The 22,061-nt window shown below is 34.5% G+C and carries 17 protein-coding genes and 1 pseudogene; 6 read left to right on the top strand and 12 right to left on the bottom strand.

Annotation, left to right across the window (positions count from 1 at the left end):
• Window positions 1–205 precede the first annotated feature (205 nt).
• Window positions 206–1,216 (bottom strand): YheC/YheD family protein, encoded by a 1,011-nt coding sequence (locus CNQ82_RS01255; protein ID WP_123143719.1) that lies wholly within the window; start codon window positions 1,214–1,216, stop codon window positions 206–208.
• 192 nt (window positions 1,217–1,408) lie between these two features.
• Between CNQ82_RS01255 and CNQ82_RS01250 the strand changes: the two are divergent.
• The 3 genes and pseudogenes from CNQ82_RS01250 to CNQ82_RS01240 form a co-directional block, all read left to right on the top strand.
• Window positions 1,409–1,609 (top strand): annotated as a pseudogene (locus CNQ82_RS01250) (anion permease); the annotation flags it as partial.
• Window positions 1,610–1,871: 262 nt separating this feature from the next.
• On the top strand, window positions 1,872–3,104 hold the full coding sequence (locus tag CNQ82_RS01245) for a quaternary amine ABC transporter ATP-binding protein (protein ID WP_123143718.1): 1,233 nt from the start codon (window positions 1,872–1,874) through the stop codon (window positions 3,102–3,104).
• On the top strand, window positions 3,097–4,818 hold the full coding sequence (locus CNQ82_RS01240; RefSeq protein WP_123143717.1) for an ABC transporter permease/substrate binding protein: 1,722 nt from the start codon (window positions 3,097–3,099) through the stop codon (window positions 4,816–4,818). Before CNQ82_RS01245 ends, CNQ82_RS01240 begins: the two co-directional genes overlap by 8 nt.
• Window positions 4,819–4,971: 153 nt before the next feature.
• Here the strand turns inward: CNQ82_RS01240 and CNQ82_RS01235 are convergent, their stop codons facing one another.
• Entirely contained in the window at window positions 4,972–7,800 is a 2,829-nt protein-coding gene (locus tag CNQ82_RS01235) for a YhgE/Pip domain-containing protein (protein WP_123143716.1), read from the bottom strand.
• Between the two features lie 214 nt (window positions 7,801–8,014).
• On the opposite strand from CNQ82_RS01235, the gene CNQ82_RS01230 reads away from it, so the two are divergent.
• A complete protein-coding gene (locus CNQ82_RS01230; RefSeq protein ID WP_123143715.1) occupies window positions 8,015–10,102 on the top strand; it encodes an amidase domain-containing protein in 2,088 nt (695 codons plus the stop codon).
• A gap of 67 nt (window positions 10,103–10,169) precedes the next feature.
• On the opposite strand, the gene CNQ82_RS01225 is transcribed toward CNQ82_RS01230, so the two are convergent.
• Together CNQ82_RS01225 and CNQ82_RS01220 are read right to left on the bottom strand one after the other, a co-directional pair.
• Entirely contained in the window at window positions 10,170–12,047 is a 1,878-nt protein-coding gene (locus tag CNQ82_RS01225; RefSeq protein WP_123143714.1) for a hypothetical protein, read from the bottom strand.
• 85 nt (window positions 12,048–12,132) lie between these two features.
• Window positions 12,133–12,975, bottom strand: coding sequence for a CPBP family intramembrane glutamic endopeptidase (locus tag CNQ82_RS01220; protein WP_123143713.1), 843 nt, complete (start codon window positions 12,973–12,975; stop codon window positions 12,133–12,135).
• Window positions 12,976–13,249: 274 nt separating this feature from the next.
• On the opposite strand from CNQ82_RS01220, the gene CNQ82_RS01215 reads away from it, so the two are divergent.
• The gene (locus CNQ82_RS01215; protein WP_123143712.1) at window positions 13,250–13,984 is read left to right on the top strand and encodes an NAD-dependent protein deacylase; all 735 of its coding nucleotides are present in this window, start codon (window positions 13,250–13,252) and stop codon (window positions 13,982–13,984) included.
• A 123-nt stretch (window positions 13,985–14,107) separates the two neighbouring features.
• Here the strand turns inward: CNQ82_RS01215 and CNQ82_RS01210 are convergent, their stop codons facing one another.
• The 3 genes from CNQ82_RS01210 to CNQ82_RS01200 form a co-directional block, all read right to left on the bottom strand.
• Window positions 14,108–14,788: a type 1 glutamine amidotransferase domain-containing protein gene (locus CNQ82_RS01210; RefSeq protein ID WP_123143711.1), complete on the bottom strand. Its 681-nt coding sequence runs from the start codon at window positions 14,786–14,788 to the stop codon at window positions 14,108–14,110.
• 23 nt (window positions 14,789–14,811) lie between these two features.
• Window positions 14,812–15,729 (bottom strand): NAD-dependent epimerase/dehydratase family protein, encoded by a 918-nt coding sequence (locus tag CNQ82_RS01205; protein WP_123143710.1) that lies wholly within the window; start codon window positions 15,727–15,729, stop codon window positions 14,812–14,814.
• Window positions 15,730–15,826: 97 nt separating this feature from the next.
• Window positions 15,827–16,132 (bottom strand): ArsR/SmtB family transcription factor, encoded by a 306-nt coding sequence (locus tag CNQ82_RS01200; protein ID WP_123143709.1) that lies wholly within the window; start codon window positions 16,130–16,132, stop codon window positions 15,827–15,829.
• 241 nt (window positions 16,133–16,373) lie between these two features.
• Between CNQ82_RS01200 and CNQ82_RS01195 the strand changes: the two genes are divergently transcribed.
• Window positions 16,374–17,225: an NAD-dependent epimerase/dehydratase family protein gene (locus CNQ82_RS01195; protein ID WP_123143708.1), complete on the top strand. Its 852-nt coding sequence runs from the start codon at window positions 16,374–16,376 to the stop codon at window positions 17,223–17,225.
• Between the two features lie 47 nt (window positions 17,226–17,272).
• Here the strand turns inward: CNQ82_RS01195 and CNQ82_RS01190 are convergent, their stop codons facing one another.
• From CNQ82_RS01190 to CNQ82_RS01170, 5 genes are all read right to left on the bottom strand, one after another.
• Window positions 17,273–17,572, bottom strand: coding sequence for an Ig-like domain-containing protein (locus CNQ82_RS01190; protein WP_164711921.1), 300 nt, complete (start codon window positions 17,570–17,572; stop codon window positions 17,273–17,275).
• Window positions 17,573–17,581: 9 nt separating this feature from the next.
• Window positions 17,582–19,285, bottom strand: a complete 1,704-nt coding sequence (locus CNQ82_RS01185; protein ID WP_123143706.1) for a RodZ family helix-turn-helix domain-containing protein — start codon at window positions 19,283–19,285, stop codon at window positions 17,582–17,584.
• Between the two features lie 50 nt (window positions 19,286–19,335).
• Window positions 19,336–19,767 (bottom strand): hypothetical protein, encoded by a 432-nt coding sequence (locus tag CNQ82_RS01180; RefSeq protein WP_123143705.1) that lies wholly within the window; start codon window positions 19,765–19,767, stop codon window positions 19,336–19,338.
• Window positions 19,768–19,787: 20 nt separating this feature from the next.
• Window positions 19,788–20,396 (bottom strand): hypothetical protein, encoded by a 609-nt coding sequence (locus CNQ82_RS01175; RefSeq protein ID WP_123143704.1) that lies wholly within the window; start codon window positions 20,394–20,396, stop codon window positions 19,788–19,790.
• A 196-nt stretch (window positions 20,397–20,592) separates the two neighbouring features.
• Entirely contained in the window at window positions 20,593–21,990 is a 1,398-nt protein-coding gene (locus tag CNQ82_RS01170; protein ID WP_123143703.1) for an MDR family MFS transporter, read from the bottom strand.
• Window positions 21,991–22,061: the final 71 nt, after the last annotated feature.

Here is a 22,061-nt window from a genome sequence, read left to right as displayed (position 1 = left end):
ACGTTTAAAAATATAGATATTGCTATTTTACTGATTTAGGTTATAAACGTTATGAGAAACTTATTTATAGCGGCTTTTATTTACAGGCCGCCTATAGTAGTACCTCTCAATTTTATACAAAAATGATTATTCGCAAACGAAAAAAGCTACATCCCAAAGTAAAGCTTAGAAACACTAACATTAAGGGTGTAGCTTTTTTATTATTTTAATGCACCACTGATTTTTGATTCAATAAATATCTATAGTAATCTACCCTAACTTCAGCGTCTTCTGCATAAAAGAATTGTTGTCCTGGATAAGTGTTCACTTCGAATAAACCGATATTACCTTTTTGATCTATGCCAAAATCAATACCTAAAGCATCTAAGTCATAATCATATAAACTTTCAAATCGAGTAGGGAAACTACGACATAATAATTCTAATTTATTCTTAATCTTTTTCCACTCATTTCCAAAATTATGTTGTAAAAATGGAACAATTGGAGAGATACCTCCGCCTTGGCTTATGTTAGAAGTTATATTTTTACCCATTCCAATCCTTGGATAGATTTTCACCTTTTCCCATCGTCCTTCTGAATTTTTTCTTACATGCAAACGAATATCAAATGGACTACCTTCTATTGTTTTAGAATTAATAAAAGGTTGGCAAATATAAGTAGGATTCATGTATTTTTGGTTTAAGAGTTCTATTAATTCATTATATGTTAAACTCTTAGAGATTCTATCGTCTAGTAATTTAAACGAATTTCCCGCCTTCTCAATTACAATGATATTTCTTCCTTGATTACTGAAAACTGGTTTCAATAAAATTTTATTATAACGATTTAAAAAACTTAAAACATCATCTGGATTTCTTACTAAAATATACGGTATTAATACATCTTCAAATAGTTGGCTCTCTTTCAACATTCTAAAAACTTTATTTTTTCCGCCTAAAGGATTAGTTGTAAATATCGACGTCTCTTTTAAATTATTGTATATTTTTTTATTTTTCATTTTCATTGGTTCATTATCTACAACATCTGGATAATCTACAATTTTTCTAACCCATTTCCCTTTTTCAAAGAATTGCCCATTAATCTTTTTATTTATTAAATCCACATCAGAAGGACTAAAATAAAAAAATTTAATGCCGTAATGCATACAAATATATGCAACCGTTCTTGCTAAAATCTGTGGTTTAGTGTTTGTTCTTAACATTCCTACAGTACCCATACAATTGCTCCTTACTTATTATTTCTTATCTCTCTGTCATCAATGTGTAACTTTTAACAACTTGATTTTGCGATTGATTCATACGTTCCTCCTCACAATTTGTTAATAATAGTATACAAATATAAAGTTGTATATTGCAATCAATCATTTAAACATTTATATACTTTACAAAATAAAAATCAAGGAAATAAAGCTTCAGGAGCACCGCCTTTATTAAGTGCACTCATGTTAGGTTTCTTTGGGAACTTACTCGCCTCTACTACACATTACAGCAGCGGACCCGCTCCTATTCTATACGCGTCGGGGTATGTCACTCAAAAACACTGGTGGACAATGAACTTCGCGCTTGGAATTATCTACTTTATAATTTGGATTGGATTAGGATCTATTTAGATGAAACTCTTAGGGATGATGTAACCACAATTTAGATAGATATCTATTAAACTTCTAAATTTAGCAACCCTAAAAGTTTAAAAATTATTTGTGAACGTTACAAGACATTTTACTAAGATTAGTATATTAATTCTTTCTAATTTTTAAAAACTCAAAAGAATGTTTTTAATTTGCCTTTTTCTATTTAATAATAAGGTTGTTTTTTAAATTTAATTTGCTAAAGTACAGTTATAGCGATAGAAATTGAAATGGAGTGTTTATTTTGAGCAAAGTTCGGGTGAGAAACTTAACCAAAGTCTTCGGCAAGAATAATCAAAAGGCACTGGACATGGTTAAAAAGGGCAAGTCAAAACAAGAGATTCTAGAGCAAACAGGGGCAACTGTAGGTGTTTACGATGCAAATTTTGATGTTGAAGATGGAGAAATCTTTGTAATTATGGGACTTTCGGGTAGCGGGAAATCTACATTAGTACGTCTCATTAATCGTTTGATTGAACCTACTTCAGGAAGTATTTTTATCAATGATGAGGATGTTTCAAAGATGTCTAAGAGTGAACTGCGGGAAATCAGACGTACCAAAGTAAATATGGTGTTCCAAAATTTTGGTCTTTTTCCTAAAAGAACAGTTTTAGAAAACGCGGAGTACGGTTTAGAAATACGCGGCGTTAATAAAGAAGAACGTAAACAACAAGCTGAAAGGGCATTAGAAGATACAGGTCTGCTTTCGTTTAAAGATCAATATCCAGATCAACTTTCAGGCGGTATGCAGCAACGTGTAGGGCTAGCACGCGCATTAGCAAATGATTCGGAAATCTTATTAATGGATGAAGCTTTCTCAGCACTTGATCCATTGATTCGACGCGACATGCAAGATGATTTATTAAACTTACAACGTAAAGTAAAGAAAATTATTATTTTTATTACGCATGACTTAAACGAAGCTTTGCGTATCGGTGATCGCATTGCTTTGATGCGTGATGGAAAGATTATGCAAATTGGTACTGGAGAAGAAATTTTAACTCATCCTGCTAATAACTTTGTAAAAGAATTTACCGAAGATGTCGATCGTTCTAAAGTTTTAACAGCAGAAAATATAATGGAACCTCCTTTGACTATTAACATTGAATCTGAAGGTCCAAATGTGGCGTTACAACGTATGCGACAAGAAGAAGTCAGTATGTTGCTTGCTATTGATCGAGAACGTAAATTAAAAGGCAGTATCTCTGCAGAAAAGGCCTTAGAGGCTAGAGATAAGGGACTCACTTTAAAAGATATACTAGATGAAAATGTGTATAAAATTAATAAAGATATGTTTGTAAGTGATATTTTCAACCTTATTTATAACTCACCTGCACCTCTTGCTGTAGTAAATGAAGAAGACCATGTTATTGGTGTGGTAGTTCGAGGCAGCGTTATTGGCGCAATGAGTACGGATAATATTACTGTTAAGTCTGATGACAAATCTACAGAAGAAGGAGTGAATGCAAATGTTTAATTTTGAAACAGCTAAACTTCCTTTTGCTGATTGGATTGATAAGATTGTAGACTGGCTGACAACACATTTATCCGGCCTCTTCTCAGTCTTACAAATTACCGGTGAAGCTGTCATGAATTTTATGACCATGATTCTCACTGCGATTCCACCATTTGTGATGATGGCGCTTTTAGTGATTGCGGCCTTCTTTGTATTTAAGCGTAAATGGGGATTCGCACTATTCACCCTCCTTGGATTACTTTTCATTTACAACCAAGGTATGTGGGATGATTTAATGAACACCGTCACATTGGTAATTATCTCAAGTTTAGTAGCTATTATTATTGGAGTTCCTCTTGGGATATGGATGTCTAAAAGTGATACTGTAGAAAAAGTTGTCAAACCTATTTTGGATTTAATGCAAACAATGCCTGGTTTTGTCTATTTAATTCCAGCAGTAGCATTCTTCGGAATTGGTATGGTGCCAGGGGTCTTCGCTTCTGTTATTTTCGCTTTGCCTCCGACAGTCAGAATGACCAACTTAGGTATTCGTTCTATTTCTAAAGAACTTGTAGAAACGTCCAATTCTTTCGGTTCGACTGCATGGCAACGATTATTCAAACTGGATTTACCTATGGCAAAAGAAAATATTTTTGCAGGGATTAACCAAACGATTATGCTGACACTTTCAATGGTCGTAATTGCTTCTATGATTGGAACGCCTGGTTTAGGACAAGGTGTTTTAGCAGCAGTACAACGTTCAGAAGTCGGTAATGGATTTGTTTATGGTATCGGTATTGTAGTGCTTGCTATTATTTTAGACCGCTTCACTCAAGCAATGAATCGTCCGAAAAAGTCAGTCATGCCTAAAAAGAAGAAATGGATAATCACTGCAATCATCGCGATAATCGTTTTAATTGTTATTTTATTTTCTATCTTCTTTTCCCCTACTAAAAAAGCCAATAAGGGAACAATTACTTTGGCATATGCACAAACTGATGACCAAGTCGTGTCTACCAATGTAATTGCACAAGTCTTAGAAGAAGAAGGTTACAAAGTGAATATGACATCGTTAGATATCCCAGTTACGTGGGAAGCGGTAGCTAAGGGAGAAGCGGACGCAATGACGGGTGCTTGGCTTCCAGTTACTCATGCTGCACAATATAAAGAGTTCAAAGATGATTTAGACAACTTAGGGCCTCATATTGATAAAAAAGCCAAATTAGGTCTTGTAGTACCTTCTTATATGGATGTTGACTCTATTGAAGATTTAGATAACCAAGCCAAAAAGAAAATTACCGGGATTGAACCAGGTGCTGGAATTGTAAAAGCCACAGATAAAACTATCAAAGCTTATCCAAACTTAAAAGGATGGGACCAAGTCATCTCTTCCACAGGCGCTATGAACGCTCAACTTAAACGTGCCGTAAAAAATAAAGATGAAATCGTTATTACAGGTTGGAATCCTTACTGGATATTCCAACGTTACGATTTAAAATATTTAAAAGATCCTAAAGGTACTATGGGCAGAGCTGAAAGTATTGATACTATGGCACGTAAAGGTTTAAAGAAAGATATGCCTGAAGCTTATAGAACTTTAGATAATTTCAAATGGAGCGTAGATGATATGGAGTCTATCATGTTAGAAATTGAAAAAGGAAAAGAGCCTAAAAAGGCTGCCAGCGATTGGATTAAAAATAACCGTGATAAAGTCGATAAATGGAAAGAGAAATAGTTTATTTTGAAGTAAAGAAAGACAAGCAACTTTCATGAGCTGCTTGTCTTTTTTATTATGTACAATATCCTGAAGTTGTTAAGGTTGTTGGAACGAAAAAATGATGCCAGGACAAAATCATGTCCCGGCACCACTCTAATTCGATTCAATAGCTTATTCCATAACGTCACTTTTCTCAGCTTCTTTTGCAACTTTTCTCATGATAGGATCTGTAATTGGTTTAAATATAATACCAATCACAAAGAAAATAACGCCAAATAATATCAGTGTCAGTATTTTTCTCGTTAAGATTGCTGGCACAATTCCACCAACCGCTTCTCTCAACGCATCTACTGCATAAGAAAACGGTATATATGGGTGTATAATTTGGAAGAATTCGGGTGTTACTTCTATAGGGAATGTTCCTCCTCCACCAGCTATTTGCAGCACTAATAATATAATAGCAAGCGCTTTTCCTGGGTTACCTAATAATGAAACTAAAGTATACACAATCGTTACGAACACGAGCGAGGTTAAGACAGTCAGTCCTATAAACCAACCTACACTCTCTACTTGTGCATGCAATATTACAATATCTCCGATGGATACCACCAATGCTTGAACAGTACCTATGAGATAGAATAAACCACTTTTACCTAAATAATCTTCTCTTTTAGTTAAATATGGCTCTAAATCTTTATGTTTATTATCTGTTGTCATCAAGCTCACCATTAATAAAGCGCCGACCCAACATGATAATATTGTATAGAATGGTGTACTTGCAGAACCATAATCTTTCACAGGGAAAACATCTTCTTGGTTGATTTTAATTGGATTAGATACGACATCTGCTTGCTTTTTCAAATCATTTTTCAGGAAATCAACCATTTTATCTACAGCGTCGTCATCGTCTATTTCTTTAAAGAGTTTGTTCGCTTTTGCCAAATCTTTTTCGACACCTGGTAAATCATTACGTATCAATTTTGCTAAATCATGTAGTTTTTGTTTTGCCTCTGGCTGATTTTTGTCTAACAGATCTACTAATTGATCATAGCGATTAAATACTGTTGGAATATTTTCGTTTACTGTTGCAGTTGTATCCGCTAATCGCTGTTCTAAGCCAGGTAAATCATTTCTGATAAACGCAGCAGCTTTATTCACATCTTGTTCAAACTCTGGATAATAACGTTGTGCGACAGCCATGGCATCCTTATATTTCTGTTCGATAAGCGGCAAAGCACTTTGAATCGTTTCGATTCTATTCTTACTGTCTTTTAAAATCGCTTCTCCTCCGTCAATCACTTGAGAAATAGTATTCAACTTGGATTGAACGGTTGAAAGTTTAGCCTGTCCATTATTTAATACCGACGTCACTTTATTAGATACGTCCAATAAACTTTGGTTCATTTCTGTTCGAATATAATTTCTTAATCCCTTCAAATCACGGTCAACTTGAGGCAATGTTTTCAATAAGTCCACTGCTTCTGCTTTACCAGAGCTGCCTTGGTCTAACGCATCTCTTAGGAGATTTTGTTTTCTGATTAAGTTATTCACACTATTATTCGCTTCTTCTAATTTATTGATTTCAGTTGAAAGATCTACATCTTCTCTGTCTTCAATTTCAGATAATATATCGATAAATTGCTGATTAGATTTGCTCGTCGCTTCAAGTCTGGAATTCATGTTATCCAATACAGACTTAAATTCTTCAGGCTTATCAGAAGACAAGATACCATAAGCGATATTTTCTAATGAATCTATATTATCTTGCGTACTTTCTGCTTGCTGGTCTGTATATTGTGATAAAGACAATAATCCCTTAGATAAAGAAGATTCCATTGCATTTACATCTTCACTGTCAAAAGAAGTCTTGTTTGAATTACCATCTGTGCTCATTGGTGAAAATTTAATATTATTCTCACTTGTTTTCGAAGCACTTTGAGGTGCTGTTTGTAAGTTATTTTGCAAACGATTATTCACGTCTTGATTACGATTTTGCGCATCATTCACAATTCCTTGGTACGTATCTACGCGTTGATTAATCGCACTCAAATAACCTCGTGCGTCGTTGATACCTTGTAAGCCTTTATCGACGCCATTACTAGCAATATCGACACCTCTATTAATTCGTGGAAATGCTTCCGGCACATCATTAGAAGCAACGTTCAGTGCTTTTTTGATATCTGGCATATATTCATTTAATGCTAATACTAATTTAGCTTTTTCATTTAATGCAGGCACAGCTGAATTAACTTGATTTAATTTATCTACGCCATTTAAAACGTCGCCCTTGTATTGATTCAACGATCTAAATTTATCTGCATAGTTATCTATCTTGTCTTGATGCTCATCTAAATATAATATTTTTTCAGCAAACTTATTAATTTCAGGTACAGAATTATTAGCTGTAGAAACTGCTTTTTGAATTTTATTAATTGTAGGTATTTCCTTTTCAAGTTTAATACCTAATCGATTAGCTTCCTTAAGTAACGCTTTGGTCGCTGTTTCATTAAATTTATCATTAGCTTTCTGCACAATCGCACTAGTTCCAGCATCTGTCATTTTAGGTGCGATTGCATTTAATTTTTGGTTTACTTTATACTCTATATCAGCACGTTCAGGATTTTTGCGAAGTGTTCCAGTCATTTGATGTGTAAATTTTTCTGGTATGTACATAGCTGCATAATATTTGCCCATCTTCAAATCATGGTCTGCTTTTTTACGACTGACAAACTCCCAACCAAAATGGTTATCTTTTTTTAATTGTTTAGCAACTTCATCCCCTACATTTATCTTTTTGCCTCTTACTTTATCGCCTTTATCTTCGTTAACTACTGCTATTTTTATATTTTTAGTATTTCCATATGGATCCCAAGTTGCATCTAAATTAAACCATGCATAAAAAGAGGGCAGTACCATCACGCCTCCTAAGATGACCAAAACAGCAGGTGCTTTAATAATCTTTTTTAAATCCATCAGAAAAAGCCTTATTGCATTTTTCACTTTATACACCTCTAGATTTTTTTCTATATCTTCGCACATAAATTTCAAAACACTATTTGTTTATTTCAGATAAATTGATATAATGGCTTCATTGCTTAAGTTATGTTTTAAAAAGTTGACACCCGTTAACAGTGTTAACAACTACCAATATTTTAACAAGTTAAGTAGTACTTTGTATATAGTAAATCACATTAAATAAAAGAGAGGTATTATTATGAGGAAACAAAAGTTATTAGTCTGTATTTTTTCATCATCTTTATTAATTTCAACACTTCCTTTCAACCATGTTAATGCTGAAATTTCAGAAGAATCATCAACTCCTCCGAAAACGAATGCTACAGATAATAATACAAGTCAACCACCTTCCGACAAAGAAGATAAAGCTGCAAAAGAAACAAATGAGACGCATGATGATACTAGTAAAAAAGATGAAGACGAGACTGAACAACCCTCCTCCGTTTCCAAAAAGGAAAATCATAAAAATACTGAAGATAAAAAGAAAAACGAAGACGCTGAAGAGTCAGATGAACAAAAATCAAATACTCAGCAAAGCGTAAACAACCCTATTCGTCCTGATTACTATAAAAGCAGTTTAGACTTTTTTAAACCGGCACCATTTAAAGAACAGAATAATGGCATGCCAAGTTTGTGGGATCAACTATTTTCAAATTCAAATAAATCATATACAGAGTCAAGCCAACCTGAACAAAGTCAAAATAACGGTGATAAATCGGATAATAACTTAGATCATTCTAAGAACACTGATTCTGGTGCAGAACAAACTACGCCTTCTCAAAATGAAAATTCAGCCGATACAGCAGATGATTCAGAGGATACACCCTCAAACACTCATGAGAATAGCGACTTATCGCAAGATGATAATGAAGTCTTGAGAAAGTTAGATGAAGCGAGCGCGTCTCTTAAAGAGGATAATAATCAAGTTCCTCAAGAGAACGAGCAGCAAAAAGAAGATACTTCGTCTCAACAAGATAAAACCGAACAAGATAACACAACAACTGACGAGAAATCACCATCTGATACATCAAACGAACAAAATACTGAAAAATCCTCACAACAAGAAAATGAGCAGGATGATTCTGTGATCAACGCTATTTTGGATGAATATAGCGAGGGTGCTAAAAAACAAAAAGATAAATACGATGACCAACATAAAACAAATGACACACAAGAAGACACAACCACAGACACCCCTCATTCAGATACATCAACCACTAATCCTCAATTACCGACTCAATCACAACTTGAAGACAAGACCGAACCGAAACAATCATTTGAAGATGGTGTAAAGCAATCTAACCTTAGATCAGCAGCAATGTTCCAATTCTTGCCTGATTTATCCAACAATCAAGAAGACAGCAGTAATTTTACTGTTGTAGAAAATAGTGATACACGCCAGTTCATCAAGAAAATTGCGAAAGATTCACATGATATCGGTCAGAACAGAGATATATTTGCTTCTGTCATGATTGCACAAGCCATTTTAGAATCTGATTCAGGTAATAGTGCGCTTGCTCAGTCACCGCATTATAATTTATTCGGAATCAAAGGGAATTACCAAGGCAAATCTGCGGATTTCAATACACTTGAAGATAGCGGAAACAGTATGTACCAAATTTCAGCACCTTTCCGCAGTTACCCAAGTGAAAAAGAATCTCTCGAAGATTATGCGGATTTAATCAAAAATGGAGTTGAGGGTAACGCCGATATTTATCGTCCTACGTGGAAAAGTGAAGCTTCCTCTTATCGTGATGCTACTGCGCATCTTGCACAAACTTATGCAACTGATTCACGCTATGCTGATAAACTTAATAGCATTATCAAACACTACGATTTAACGCAATTTGATAAGAAACAAATGCCGAATTTAAATGATTACAAATCAAGTGGTAAAGAAAATGCTTCAGATTTCAAACCATTTGCTGAATCAGCGAGTGACTCACCGTATCCTCATGGTCAATGTACTTGGTATGTTTATAATCGTATGGCGCAATTCGATAAACAAATCAGTGGCGATTTGGGAGATGCACGTAATTGGAATAATCGTGCAGAAAACAAAGGTTACACCGTTACTTCCACACCAGAAAAACATAATGCGGTCGTGTTTGAAGCAGGACAGCAAGATGCCGACCCTATCTATGGCCATGTCGCTTTTGTAGAAAAAGTTAACAGCGATGGTTCGATAGTGGTTTCAGAATCTAATGTAGAAGGCTCCGGAGTCATTTCTTATAGAACAATTGATGCTGACGATGCTGCTCAATTAAGCTATATTAAAGGTAAATAATAATATAAATAAAAAAGCTTCATTCAATGACTCAATTAATTTGAGTTTCTTGAATGAAGCTTTTATTTTAAATCTGCTTTTTAAGCTTTCTTTTACGGTGTGTTACATACCATAGGATGCCACCGCCCACGATAATCATTGAAGCTCCAAATGGAAGCGCAACTTTCTTGGCAGCTTCTCCGGCTTTAGGTAAATCAAAGTTGCCTTCATGATCGAATAAGCCACTTAAAAAGTCATCGGATGAATCTCCTAATGATAATGCGTGTCCTTGTGAAGGATTAGGTATATCTGGAATACCATCTAATAAGCTTTTTCCGTTTAATAATTTATCTAACAAACTTGAAGAACCAAATAAATTAGAATGACCATTCAGTAAATCTGGATGCAATGGTTTACCGCCTAATTGAGCCAATAAACCAGGACTACTATTTAACGGATTGAACATTCTATGTAGTCTTGATTTCATTTGATCCGCATCATGGTCCAATTTCAGCAATTGATCGATACGTGTATCTGCATCTGATTTCATAAGTTTCAGCAACTCAGCTTTGCTATTACCTTTCGCAGCAATCTTATTAGCAAGTATTCGTGCCTTGTTATCATTCAGTTTTGAAGCAAGAATCGTTTCTATAGCTTTTTGTTTATTGTCAGCACGGTCTAACACATCTTCTAAAATATCGTCCCCAGAAATATTTTCACCGTAATGTTGCTTCAGCAATTTAACGAGTTGTGCATTATCTGGATGACTGCGCATAATTTGCTCTGCAATGTTTCTAGCTTCTTGTTCCTCAAATTTAGGCGATAATAATACTTCAATTAAGTCTTTGCGATTATCTGCTTTTGCGAACATTGATTCTAGTAATCCATCACTTGAAAATGATGACAGTTTATCAAGTTCACCCACAACCTGACTGGTGATTTGTTGATCTGTTTTCCCTTTAGTATCAATGTGTTTTAAAATACCCTGTGTTTCTTTATCGTTTAAGGTATCGCCGATAATATCTTTGACAGCTTGCTGCTTATCAGAAGTTGTTTTCAAACGATTCGCTATCATATCATTTTTTTGTTCGATGTTACGTTTATTTTTTTCAATTTCATTTTCTAAGCGTGCTTTATTCTCTTTTGAGATGGCCTCTCTTTCTGATACTTTAGAGGCTAACAGATTTAAGTTCTTTTCTTTCTCTTGGACATACTGATTTAAATCTGAATTTGCTTTTGCATTTGCGGGCTGTTTTGCCAAGTTATCTACTTCATCTTTTAAATCTTTAATTTGTGACTTAGCTTGGTCAGCTTGTTCTGTCACTTTAGTATTTGAACGCTCTTCATTTTTTGGAGCTTTCTTTTCTTTTCGTTGATACTCGTCAACTTTATTTGAAGTATTTTCTATTTTCTTAACAAATTCCTCTACTTCTTGGTTATCTTGGTTCGATTGTTCATTTTCTAAATTGGGTTTGATAGGCTTTTCTGGAGCATTAGTTTGAGTTGATAACGCCTCATTTTTTTCAGAAAGATTTTCAGCGTTTTCTTTTGCTTTAAGTTGATCAGATTTTTGTTGTTCTAATTCATCCTTAAGTTTTGCTTTTTCTGCATTACTTTTTTCGCTTATCGAGCTATCATTTTCCGCTTGTTTCAACAAGTTATCAATTTCCTTAGAACTCTGAGCTTTACCGATTTGTTCATTCAACTTTTCTTTTTGGTCTGTTTCTAAACCTTTAATCCGGTTGAGCTGCTCTCGACTTTTTTGAATATATTCTTGAAGCTGCTGTGTTTGTTCTGGATTCTGCTCTTTATTTAAATTTGGAGTTTCTTCAGCATCTATTGAAGGAGACGACACTATATTAGAACCTATTAAGCTTGAACTTATAACCAATACTGCGCTTGAAATTTTGAATCGACGACTTAATTTATTTTTATAATTCAAATCGTAATTTCTCTCTTTATTCATTCCATTCACCTTTCCTACTTAGCAGTTACTCCCTATTATATATGTTATGCTACTTGTTTCCTAGTAAAAAAATGGTGCTTTCCTTTTATAATTTTTGCTTTTCTGTCGAATAAAATCTTCTCCAATAAATAAGAAGAACTGCTACTGTGATATAACCAATGATTGAGATGCCAGACGCATCCATTCCGTAAGTTCCGCCTGTTAAGAATGTATTATTTGCTTTGATAATATATTGAAATACACCGTACTCCATATTGTGATCAGTCACTGTAATGACAGCGCTCATATTCCAGAACATATGAAGCGGAATGCTTGCCCATACTGTATTAAATTTATAAGCAGCAAGTCCATACATCAATCCTACCGCTGTTCCAGCTGCCAATAACATAATCAAACTCATTCCTGTCAACTTTCCATTGACTAAATGAATTGCTCCGAATAAGACAGAAGTCAGACCTAGCGCAACATATATATTGGTTTTCTTTTCAATATATTTAAGCAAGAAGCCTCTAAACATCATTTCTTCTACAATAGGTGCGACAATCCCGCCAAGGAAAAAGATTTCAATCAGCATAGCGCTATACTCTTGGTTACTTTTCAAATCAGTTACAACCCAATGGCCAGGAATAAATATAAGATAGAAGCTCGTCACGGCGATAGGTAAAAGCAGGCCTAAAAGCACGCAGACTTTAATGAATTTAAAGCGCGTAATTCTGAAGTAAGCTAAATTCCTTTTATACACCTTATTAGCAACGAGTTTAAAAAGCAGTAGCGCTACAACTAAATAAGTAATGCCATGCAAAATATATTTAAAAGAATGCAGATGCAATGCATGCCAAACGATTCCAATGTTCTGTGCAAGCACTACGACTAAAAATAATAAAAGAATGGTTCCAATAATTTTAAGTGCGTTAATTAAATATTTCATAGTTCATCCTGCCCCCTATCCACCTAATATTTGAGAAAGTGTGCCACAAAATAGAAGAATAAGCCACCACGTTTGAGAGATGAATTTCCAAAAGTTTATCTCACTATAAACATAGCAGATTTCCATTTAATATTCTGTGTAAAAATTAAATTATTATGAATAATTTGCAAACAATGGTGCCATTTGCGAAAGTGCAGATTACATCTTAAACTTAAGTTAAATGAAGACTGAGGAAAGACTTTAGGTTATGCTTTAATGGTATGGAGTGATAAGCATGGAAAATAAAATTGAACAATTAAAAGAAATCATTCATGATGCAAATCAGATTACTTTCTTTACAGGTGCTGGAATTTCAGTAGCTAGCGGTATTCCTGATTTCCGCTCTGTTGGCGGTTTGTATGATGAAGTATCGAAGAAAGGTATGTCGCCGGAATATTTGTTAAGTACGGAGTATTTCCAAAATGACCCTCTAGGATTTATGGACTTTTGTCATGAGTATTTACTTTTTGCAGATAAGAAACCTAATGCGGTACATGAGTGGATTGCAGATTTAGAAAAAGAAGGTAAATCGTTAGGCGTAATTACTCAAAATATCGATGGGTTGCACGCCGATGCTGGCAGTGAGCAAGTGGACGAATTACATGGTACGTTAAATCGTTTTTATTGTATAGAATGTGCGCAAGAATATACGAAAAGTGATGTTATTGAGCGTGATTTGCGTACATGCGAGAGATGCGGCGGACCGCTTCGCCCAGACATCGTGCTGTATGGCGAAATGCTGGATCAAGGTACGATAATGAATGCGTTGAATAAGATAAGAGAAGCGGATACTTTAGTAGTCTTAGGGTCATCACTCGTAGTCCAACCTGCTGCAGGATTAATTTCCAACTTTGCAGGTAAAAATTTAGTGATTATTAATTTAGATTCGACCCCTTATGATTATGATGCAGATTTAGTTATTCATGAGGATATGGTCAAAGTAGTGAAAGCATTGAATAGAATTGAATAATAGATTTGGTGAAAAATCGGGGAGCGGGGCTTCTATTGAGGTCCCAGCCTCGACACTTTCCGCCTCATCGCATCAAAAGGAGCTGGAACAGAATTATTTTTTCTGTCCAGCTCCTTCTCATTTTTATAAAATTTTAGCTACGGCTTCTGCCACTTGTTTAGGTGACTCTGGATTTTGACCAGTCACTAAACGACCCTCCGTTTCAACATAAGGTCTTAATGGCAGGAGTGCTTTGCTGTAATTTGCGCCTCTTCTTTTCAATTCGGTTTCCAACATAAATGGCACTAATTTCTTACGGTTCGCTAATACTTCTTCTGTATTGGAGAATCCAGTGATTGATTTATTATCTATGAGGTATCTGCCATTGTCATCTTTAACATTTAATAAAGCTGCTAAGCCATGGCAGACTGCAGAAACGATACCACCATGATTGTATATTTCTTTGATAGCTTTTTGGATATCTTCATTTTCAGGGAAATCAAACATGACGCCGTGTCCGCCTGTAAAATAAATTACATCGTACTCGCTCGGATGTGCTTCTTTGATTGAAGGTGAGTTTTTCAATAAATTCATAAAGCTTTCATCTTCATAATATTTTTTAGTTACTTTATCCAAAGTGTAAGGTTTCAAACTGACTGGATCAATCGGTGTATTACCGCCCTCAATGTTGAATAGGTCAATTTGATAATCATCGTTATTAAAATAATCATAGAAATGAACAAGTTCGCCTAGCCATAATCCTGTTGGTTTGTCATTGTCGCCGAAATGGTCACTGCTCGTATTTACAATCATGATTTTTTTCATTATCTTCATCCTCTGCTGTTAATTTACTTTTTAAAGACTTGTTGAATGCCTTCTTTGTACGTTGTTACTTTAAATTCTGGGAAGCGTTTTTTAAATTTATCTGAATTGAAAATATTATTATATTTATATCTTGGTAATAATTCCATTAATTCTTTAACTTGACTATTGAAAAGACTGCCTATTTTGAAAGCCCACATCGGTAAAACGGTATATTTAATATTTTTACCGGTTACTTCTTCAGTTATTTCGATTAATTTTTTATAAGTCACGCTTTTATCTGTCGGCAAGTGCCATGTTTGTCCGAAAGCGTCTGGGGTATTACCTAGTAACGCTAGCGCACGACTTGCATCCGGTGTCCAAATTAAAGTACGTAATACTGAAGCGCTAATTGGAATGATGGCTTTTTTATCTGCTTTCACACGATTGAAAACTAAAGAATTAGTGATACTTTGTGTCAGATCAGGGCCATAGAATTCTGGAGCACGGCCAATCAAGGCTTCAATTTTTCCTTCTTTCATAGCTGTTAATAACATTTCAGCCATTTTTGCGCGGGCTTTTGATTTACGTCCCACTGGAACAAAAGGACTGCTTTCTGTTTGTACATTCGCATTTTTTTCATACATATACGTATTGTCGAAGAATGCTAGTTTACTGTGCGTTTCTGCACACGCTTTGATGACATTTCCCATCATAACTGGAAAGCGTTTTTCCCACATTTCTGAATCGGCAGGCAAACCTACAGCAAAGTAAACTACGTCGCTGCCTTCAATGGCTTTCAAAGTATCTTCGTATTTCATTAAATCGGCAGGTACTACTTCGTCTGTATCATGAATTTTGTGCGGTTTTCTGCTGACTAAGCGAATGTCTTTCGTATAATTTTTATAAAGCTCTTTAGCGATTTCTTGACCAATTTGGCCGTTACTTCCTAAAACTGTTTGCATGATTATGCCACTCCAAACTATTTGTAGAATATAGTATTACTTTATCCATAGGTTTAAACATATAAACCTATAGCTTAAAAAAATAAAGACCTTTTCTTTATTTTTTCAAATTTGCTTCAAGAGAATTTGTCAATTCCTTCAACCATTCTAAGGTGTCGTCTAAATCAGAACTGTAATAGCGTTCAAGCCCTGTCTGTGTTACGGATAAAAGGCCTGCATCCAACATTAACTTTAAATGATGAGAAACAGCAGGACGTGAGATCGGCAAGATTGCAGTGATTTCCTTCACTGTCAGTTGTTTCTCTCTACATAATAAAATAAGAATTTGTTGACGTTTTTCATCTTGAAGAATGTTTAAAATTTTCGTTCCTCTTTTAAATATTTCTAATGTTTCTTCTCCCATAATTCAAACTCCATTATTGATTTCATTGAGCCTCACACTTTATTGTGTACCGTTAATACACTAGATAATTACACAGGATAAAAAATTATACAAGTAAATGAGCTTGAAAGGTGGTAAATAAATTGAGAGGTTATTTTTAATTCAATTTGGATAGTTTGTTGTTTGAATATCAATTATCTATAATAGGCCAAACAAGCACACGAACGCTTTTTCAAAAATTAAAGAAAAAAGGTGAATAAGAATGACAAAAATATTTGTGACAGGTGCTACTGGATTAATCGGTACAAAATTAACGAAACGCTTATTAGAAGAAGGTTATGAAGTCGCTGGCTTTACTACTTCCGATAAAGGAAAAGAAAAATTGCAGAATGCAGGCGTAACACCGTATGTCGGAGATATCTTCGACTACGACTCCATCGATGCAGCAATTGGTGACTTCAAACCGGATGTTATTTTAAATGAAATTACGGATTTGAAAAATGCAGATATGGCAGCAAATACTAAAGTCAGAATTGAAGGTACTAAGAATTTAGTAGATGTGGCAATTAAACATGGTGTGGAAAGCATGCAATCTCAAAGTATTGCCTTTGTTTATGCAGGCGGTGAAGGTTTAGCAACTGAGAAAACACCCTTAGACTACAATGCGACAGGAGATCGCAAAGTCACTGTTGAAGGTGTGGAAGGCTTAGAAAAAGAAACCGCACGTCTCAAAAATCATGTTATCCTTCGTTATGGCTGGTTATATGGACCAGGCACGTGGTATGGCAAAGATGGTATGATATATAACCAATTTATAGATGGAAAAGTTGAAATGACAGACGGCGTTCAATCGTTTATTCATATCGATGATGCCGTAGAAACAGCGATTCAAGCATTAAACTTTGAAACAGGCACATATAATGTGGCAGACGACGACCCTGTAAAAGGAGATGTTTGGGCTGATTGGTATGCCGACCAGTTAGGTGTCTCTCCAGAAATTAATATTCAACCCGCCGAACCATTCGAACGTGGTGTGAGTAATGAAAAATTTAAAGCACAAGGCGGAAAATTGATTTATTCTTCATGGCGAGAAGGAATGAAAGATATTAAGTAAGAGAAGACAAAGCACCCCAGCAATTTAAGCTGGGGTGCTTTGTGTTATTAGCCTACTTTTATTGTAGTAACTGTACTTTTGTTTTTCGCTTTATCTAAAGCATAGATTGTCAATTTAGTTCCTTTTTTCTGGAGTTTGATATTTAATTTATAATTTCCTTTAGTATCAATAGTGGCTTGACCAATTTTAGTTTTGCCATTATAGATATATACTACAGATCCAGCCTCTCCTTTTCCACTTACTACTTTTGTCTTTGTAGTTATCTTAGTCACCGTAGGCACTTTAGGGGCTGTTCTATCTAACACTTTCGTTGTAACAATTTTACTTTTATTATTATATTTATTCACTGTGTACAATTACACAGAAGTTCCTGCTTTTTGTGCAGGTATTTTCATAAAGTATTTTCCATCTACCACGGTAGCTTTGCCTATTTGCTTATTATTAGCAAAAGCATAAATAGTCATATTCGATGTTGCTTTACCTCTTATTTCTTTTGAAAAATCAGCAATAGGTTCTACTGTGAAAGGTTGTACATTCTCTGTTCTTTCAACTTTAAATAAGGTTTTATTAAAATCATAATACAGTTCGTTATTGTTACCAAATTCATCTGTCGCTGTTAAATCTTCTAAAATCATATCACCTGTTTGAATATAAGAAGGCAGTTTAAATTCTATAATCCCTTGCCAATTTCCATTATCCAATTGTTTGATATTTCTAGTAAAATCAGCAAAATTCATTGGTATATATTTTCCAGATCCATCTTTATAGATATCTGGCTCTTTTGTTTTTAATTGAGCTTGCATATAAGCAATACCACTTCTATCTTTCATCTCGATTGTCATTTTCACTGTATCATTTGGATTGTATATTTTTTTATCTGTTATATATTTAATAATTTTAGGTGATTCATAGTCTTCTTTAGGTTCTAAATATTGATCAAATGCGCCTAATTTATAACCACCTGTTTTTGGAGCTGTACTATTATTAATTACTTTTATGACAATATCATTATATACATCTCCAAATGAGCGTGTATAGTCCCCCTCAATATCATTCCAACTACTCACTGTCATCTCAAAAGCGTCATCTACCATATCTTTGGGTAATTGAATATTAATTTCAGACTCCCAATTACCGTTTGGCTTTTTATAAAATGAAGTGGTTCTGCCTACTAATGCAGTTTTATCAAAAAAATAAGGAGGATCTTCCGAATACCATCCACCACGTCTATGTGAATACAAAATAGCATCACTATAAATCGGCTTTTTAAAGCTCTTATTATATTCTGTGTATATTTTCACAGTATCACCAGGTTTATATTTGATACGATCAGTTTGTATACCTAAAATTGCCTCATGGTTTAAATCATTGTGTGTATTTTTAAAAGTACTATTCCCTTGAACATTTTTTAATCTTTCATCATTATATTTCTTTTGTTCATTCATTAACTTTTCATGTTCATTATTTGAACTAGTTGTGCTATAACTCATATATGCTGGCTGAACTGCAGTTTTCACATTATAGTTAACATAAGTGGTACGAACATTTTGTGTAGTCGTCGCTTTGCCATTAGTTGATTTTCTATCAGTCTTTAAATTAGTTTCAGGGGCCTTAACAGTCGTTAAACTATTACTATTTTGAACAGAACTTGTAACTGCTTTTGTATTTGGTTGTTTTGCTTGTGTATTATTGACTACTGGAGCAGTTTTAGGTTGTACATTAGGTAATGTCGATTGTGCTTTTTCGACATTTGCTACAACTTTATTAGTTTGTGTTTGGTTAGATACATTAATATTATTCTTATTTTGTACGTTAGGCTGATTGTTTATGTTTGTTTTTACATTAGTATTAGTTTGAACATTATCTTGAGACTTATTTACATTTTGTATTTGTATTGATGATTTATTTATATTTTGTTGTACATTTTGATTAGCTTCTGCTGCATCTGCCTGTTCTTTGTTAGCTGTCACAAAGAGTGCTAAAGTGGTAAATAAAGTGTAACCTACTAGTCTCCCGCTTCTTGCTTTAAGTGATTTGTATTTTATAGAGTTTTCTTTCATCTATCTATCTCCTCGTATAATATATTTATTTTGTCACTCTCTTTAAATATTTAATTAAAACCGTACTGTGATTTTAATTCTTGTCTCCATTGATCTGTATATTCAGATCCTTTTTGTAAGTCGAATTTTCCTTTTTCAATTGCAATATTGTCTTGGTCCATACCTTTTATATGATAATTAAAAATTTCTTGTGGTGACATACTGTCAAAATCTGGTCCTTTATTTGTTTCATTAGATGAATTATCATTTTGTGATACTTGTGTAACAGGTTGAGTTTCTTCTGAATTTATTTCACCACTATTATCATTAACACTTTGTTCCTGTTCATCATTTTTTTCTTTTTCTTTAAGTTCCTTTTGTTGCACTTGTAATTTGTGTTTCTCTAATTCAACTTCTTGATACTTGTTATATCCAAAGAATCCGACTGAAGCTATAATTCCTAAAGTAATAATAGTTGTAAAAACAATCAATATGCCTCTCATACTTTGTTCTCCTTTTTAGTTTACTGTTTCATGTCTTCATTATAGAATGCGCCTGGTTCTGGTATTTCTCCTCGAGCTGCTTTTTCATACATCTTTTTTTGTGCTTCATATGCAGCTTGTTCATCCCAATTTTTATCTACAGAGTCATCATTATCACTATTATTTTCTATCTTTTCAGCAGGAAATGCTTTATTAGCTTCTCTTTGTTCTTTTAGAGGAATTGCAGGTTGAAATTTTCCTTCTTTAAATAATCTTTCTTGCTCAGGTGTCATTTCTTCTCTAGAAATTACACCATCGCCATCGTAGTCAGTTTCTAAGCTGTAAACTGACTCAGGGTTTTCTTCATCATCAGAATCATTCTCAGTAGTATTTTTAACTTGGTTAGATGTATCACCTTGTGAGGTTGTAGTATCTTCTATTCGTGCTTGTTCCTCATTATTTATTGTTTCGATATTATTATTTTTTTCATTTTGTTTATCTGCTTGTTTGTGTTTAGATTTATTATGCTCTAACTTCGCTTCTTCTTTTTTGAGTTCTAAATCTTTGTAACTTCCATATGCAAAAACTATTGATACACCTAATACTGCTACTAGTGCAATTAGCCCTAAGCTAATGAATATTTTTTTCAAAGCTTTATCTCATATCTACAACTGATTTATTATTATATTAATCTATTTTGCCACGCTTTCATAGATGTATTTTTTGTAATACGCAAAAAATAACGAGTGTAACTAATTATCATTATAATAAGGTGGTATCAAGCTACTTTAATGAACATAAAAAAACCGCGAACCCACATTTCAATTATGTGAATTCGCGGTTTCTCTATTTTTCTGTATATCCTTTTTTAGAAGTAGGATTGAAGATCGCTAATATCAAGCCAATAACTGCAATGACGCAAATCACAATGTAGGCAACGCGTACACCGTGAACTAAGCCATCTAAACCATATTGATGCGGATTTAAGATTGCTGTATTCATCACAGTGACTAACATGGCTGATCCCATGGCAGCTCCAACTTGACGCATTGTATTATTCATGGAAGTACCATGTGGCACCATTGGTCGTGGCAAGTTGTTTAGAGCAGCTGTGGTTAATGGGTTGAATACCATCGCGTTTGCAGCTAATGATATCGCAAAGAATATTGTGATATAAGTAAATGACGTGTGTGCATCAACTTGGGTGAATGCAAATGAAGTTATTACGACAATTGTCAAGCCTGCAATGGATAAGAATTTACCACCATATTTGTCGAAGATTCGACCTGTAATCGGTGATAAGATACCTGTAATAATTCCTCCTGGCATCAAAGCTAAACCAGATTTCAAGGGTGAAAAATGATGTAAATCCTGCATATAGAAGGATAATACTGTTTGACTGCCAATAAAGGAAATAAAGACAATACATACCAGAATCATATTCATTGTAAAGGACTTATAACTAAAGACACGGACATTAAGAAACGGATTCTTCATTCTTAATTGTTTTAATACAAAGAAAGTCAAGATGATGATGCCGACGATAATCATTGAATAGACGAGTGGATGTGTCCATCCTAAGTTGCCTGCTTCACTAAACCCGAATAACAAGGCCGCAAATCCTAATGTCGATAATGTCACGGACAGCATATTCAATTTCGGTTTCGTCACATCTGTCACGTTCTTCACGTATTTCAACGCAAACAATAAATCAATAATCGTCACGACTAACAAGATATAGAAAATGACTTTCCAGCTATATTGAGAGACTACCCAACCTGATAATGTCGGTCCGATTGCAGGCGCAAACCCAACAACTAAGCCGAACATTCCCATAGCTTGACCACGTTTATTAGCTGGATATACTAAAAACAATACTGTTTGCATGAGAGGCATCAGAATACCTGCACCCATGGCTTGAACCGCACGTCCAATTAATATCACATTAAATTGATCAGTAGCTACGCATATGAGCGATCCGATAATGAAGAACGTCAGTGCTGAAAAATAAAGCGTTCTCGTCGTAAAACGTTGTGTTAAGTAGGCAGTTATCGGAATCATAATTCCGTTCACTAGCATGAATATAGAAGTCAGCCATTGCACTGTACTGCTGGTTAAATGCATTTGTTTCATGATGCTCGGCAATGCAGTTGTCATTAATGTTTGGTTCAAAATCGCCACAAATGAACCTACCATTAAAATAGCAATGAGCAATGTCTTATCACGTTTTTCTAACTGTGCCAAAATAACATCCCTCTCATCCATTATTTATTCGAACATTCCAATAATAAATGGATTATTATCCGCTTGTCAAT

The sequence above is a fragment of the Staphylococcus debuckii genome (assembly GCF_003718735.1).
GTDB lineage: Bacteria > Bacillota > Bacilli > Staphylococcales > Staphylococcaceae > Staphylococcus > Staphylococcus debuckii.
The sequence above is the reverse complement of the archived record's forward strand: the minus strand, read 5'-3'. Positions and strand labels throughout refer to the sequence as shown.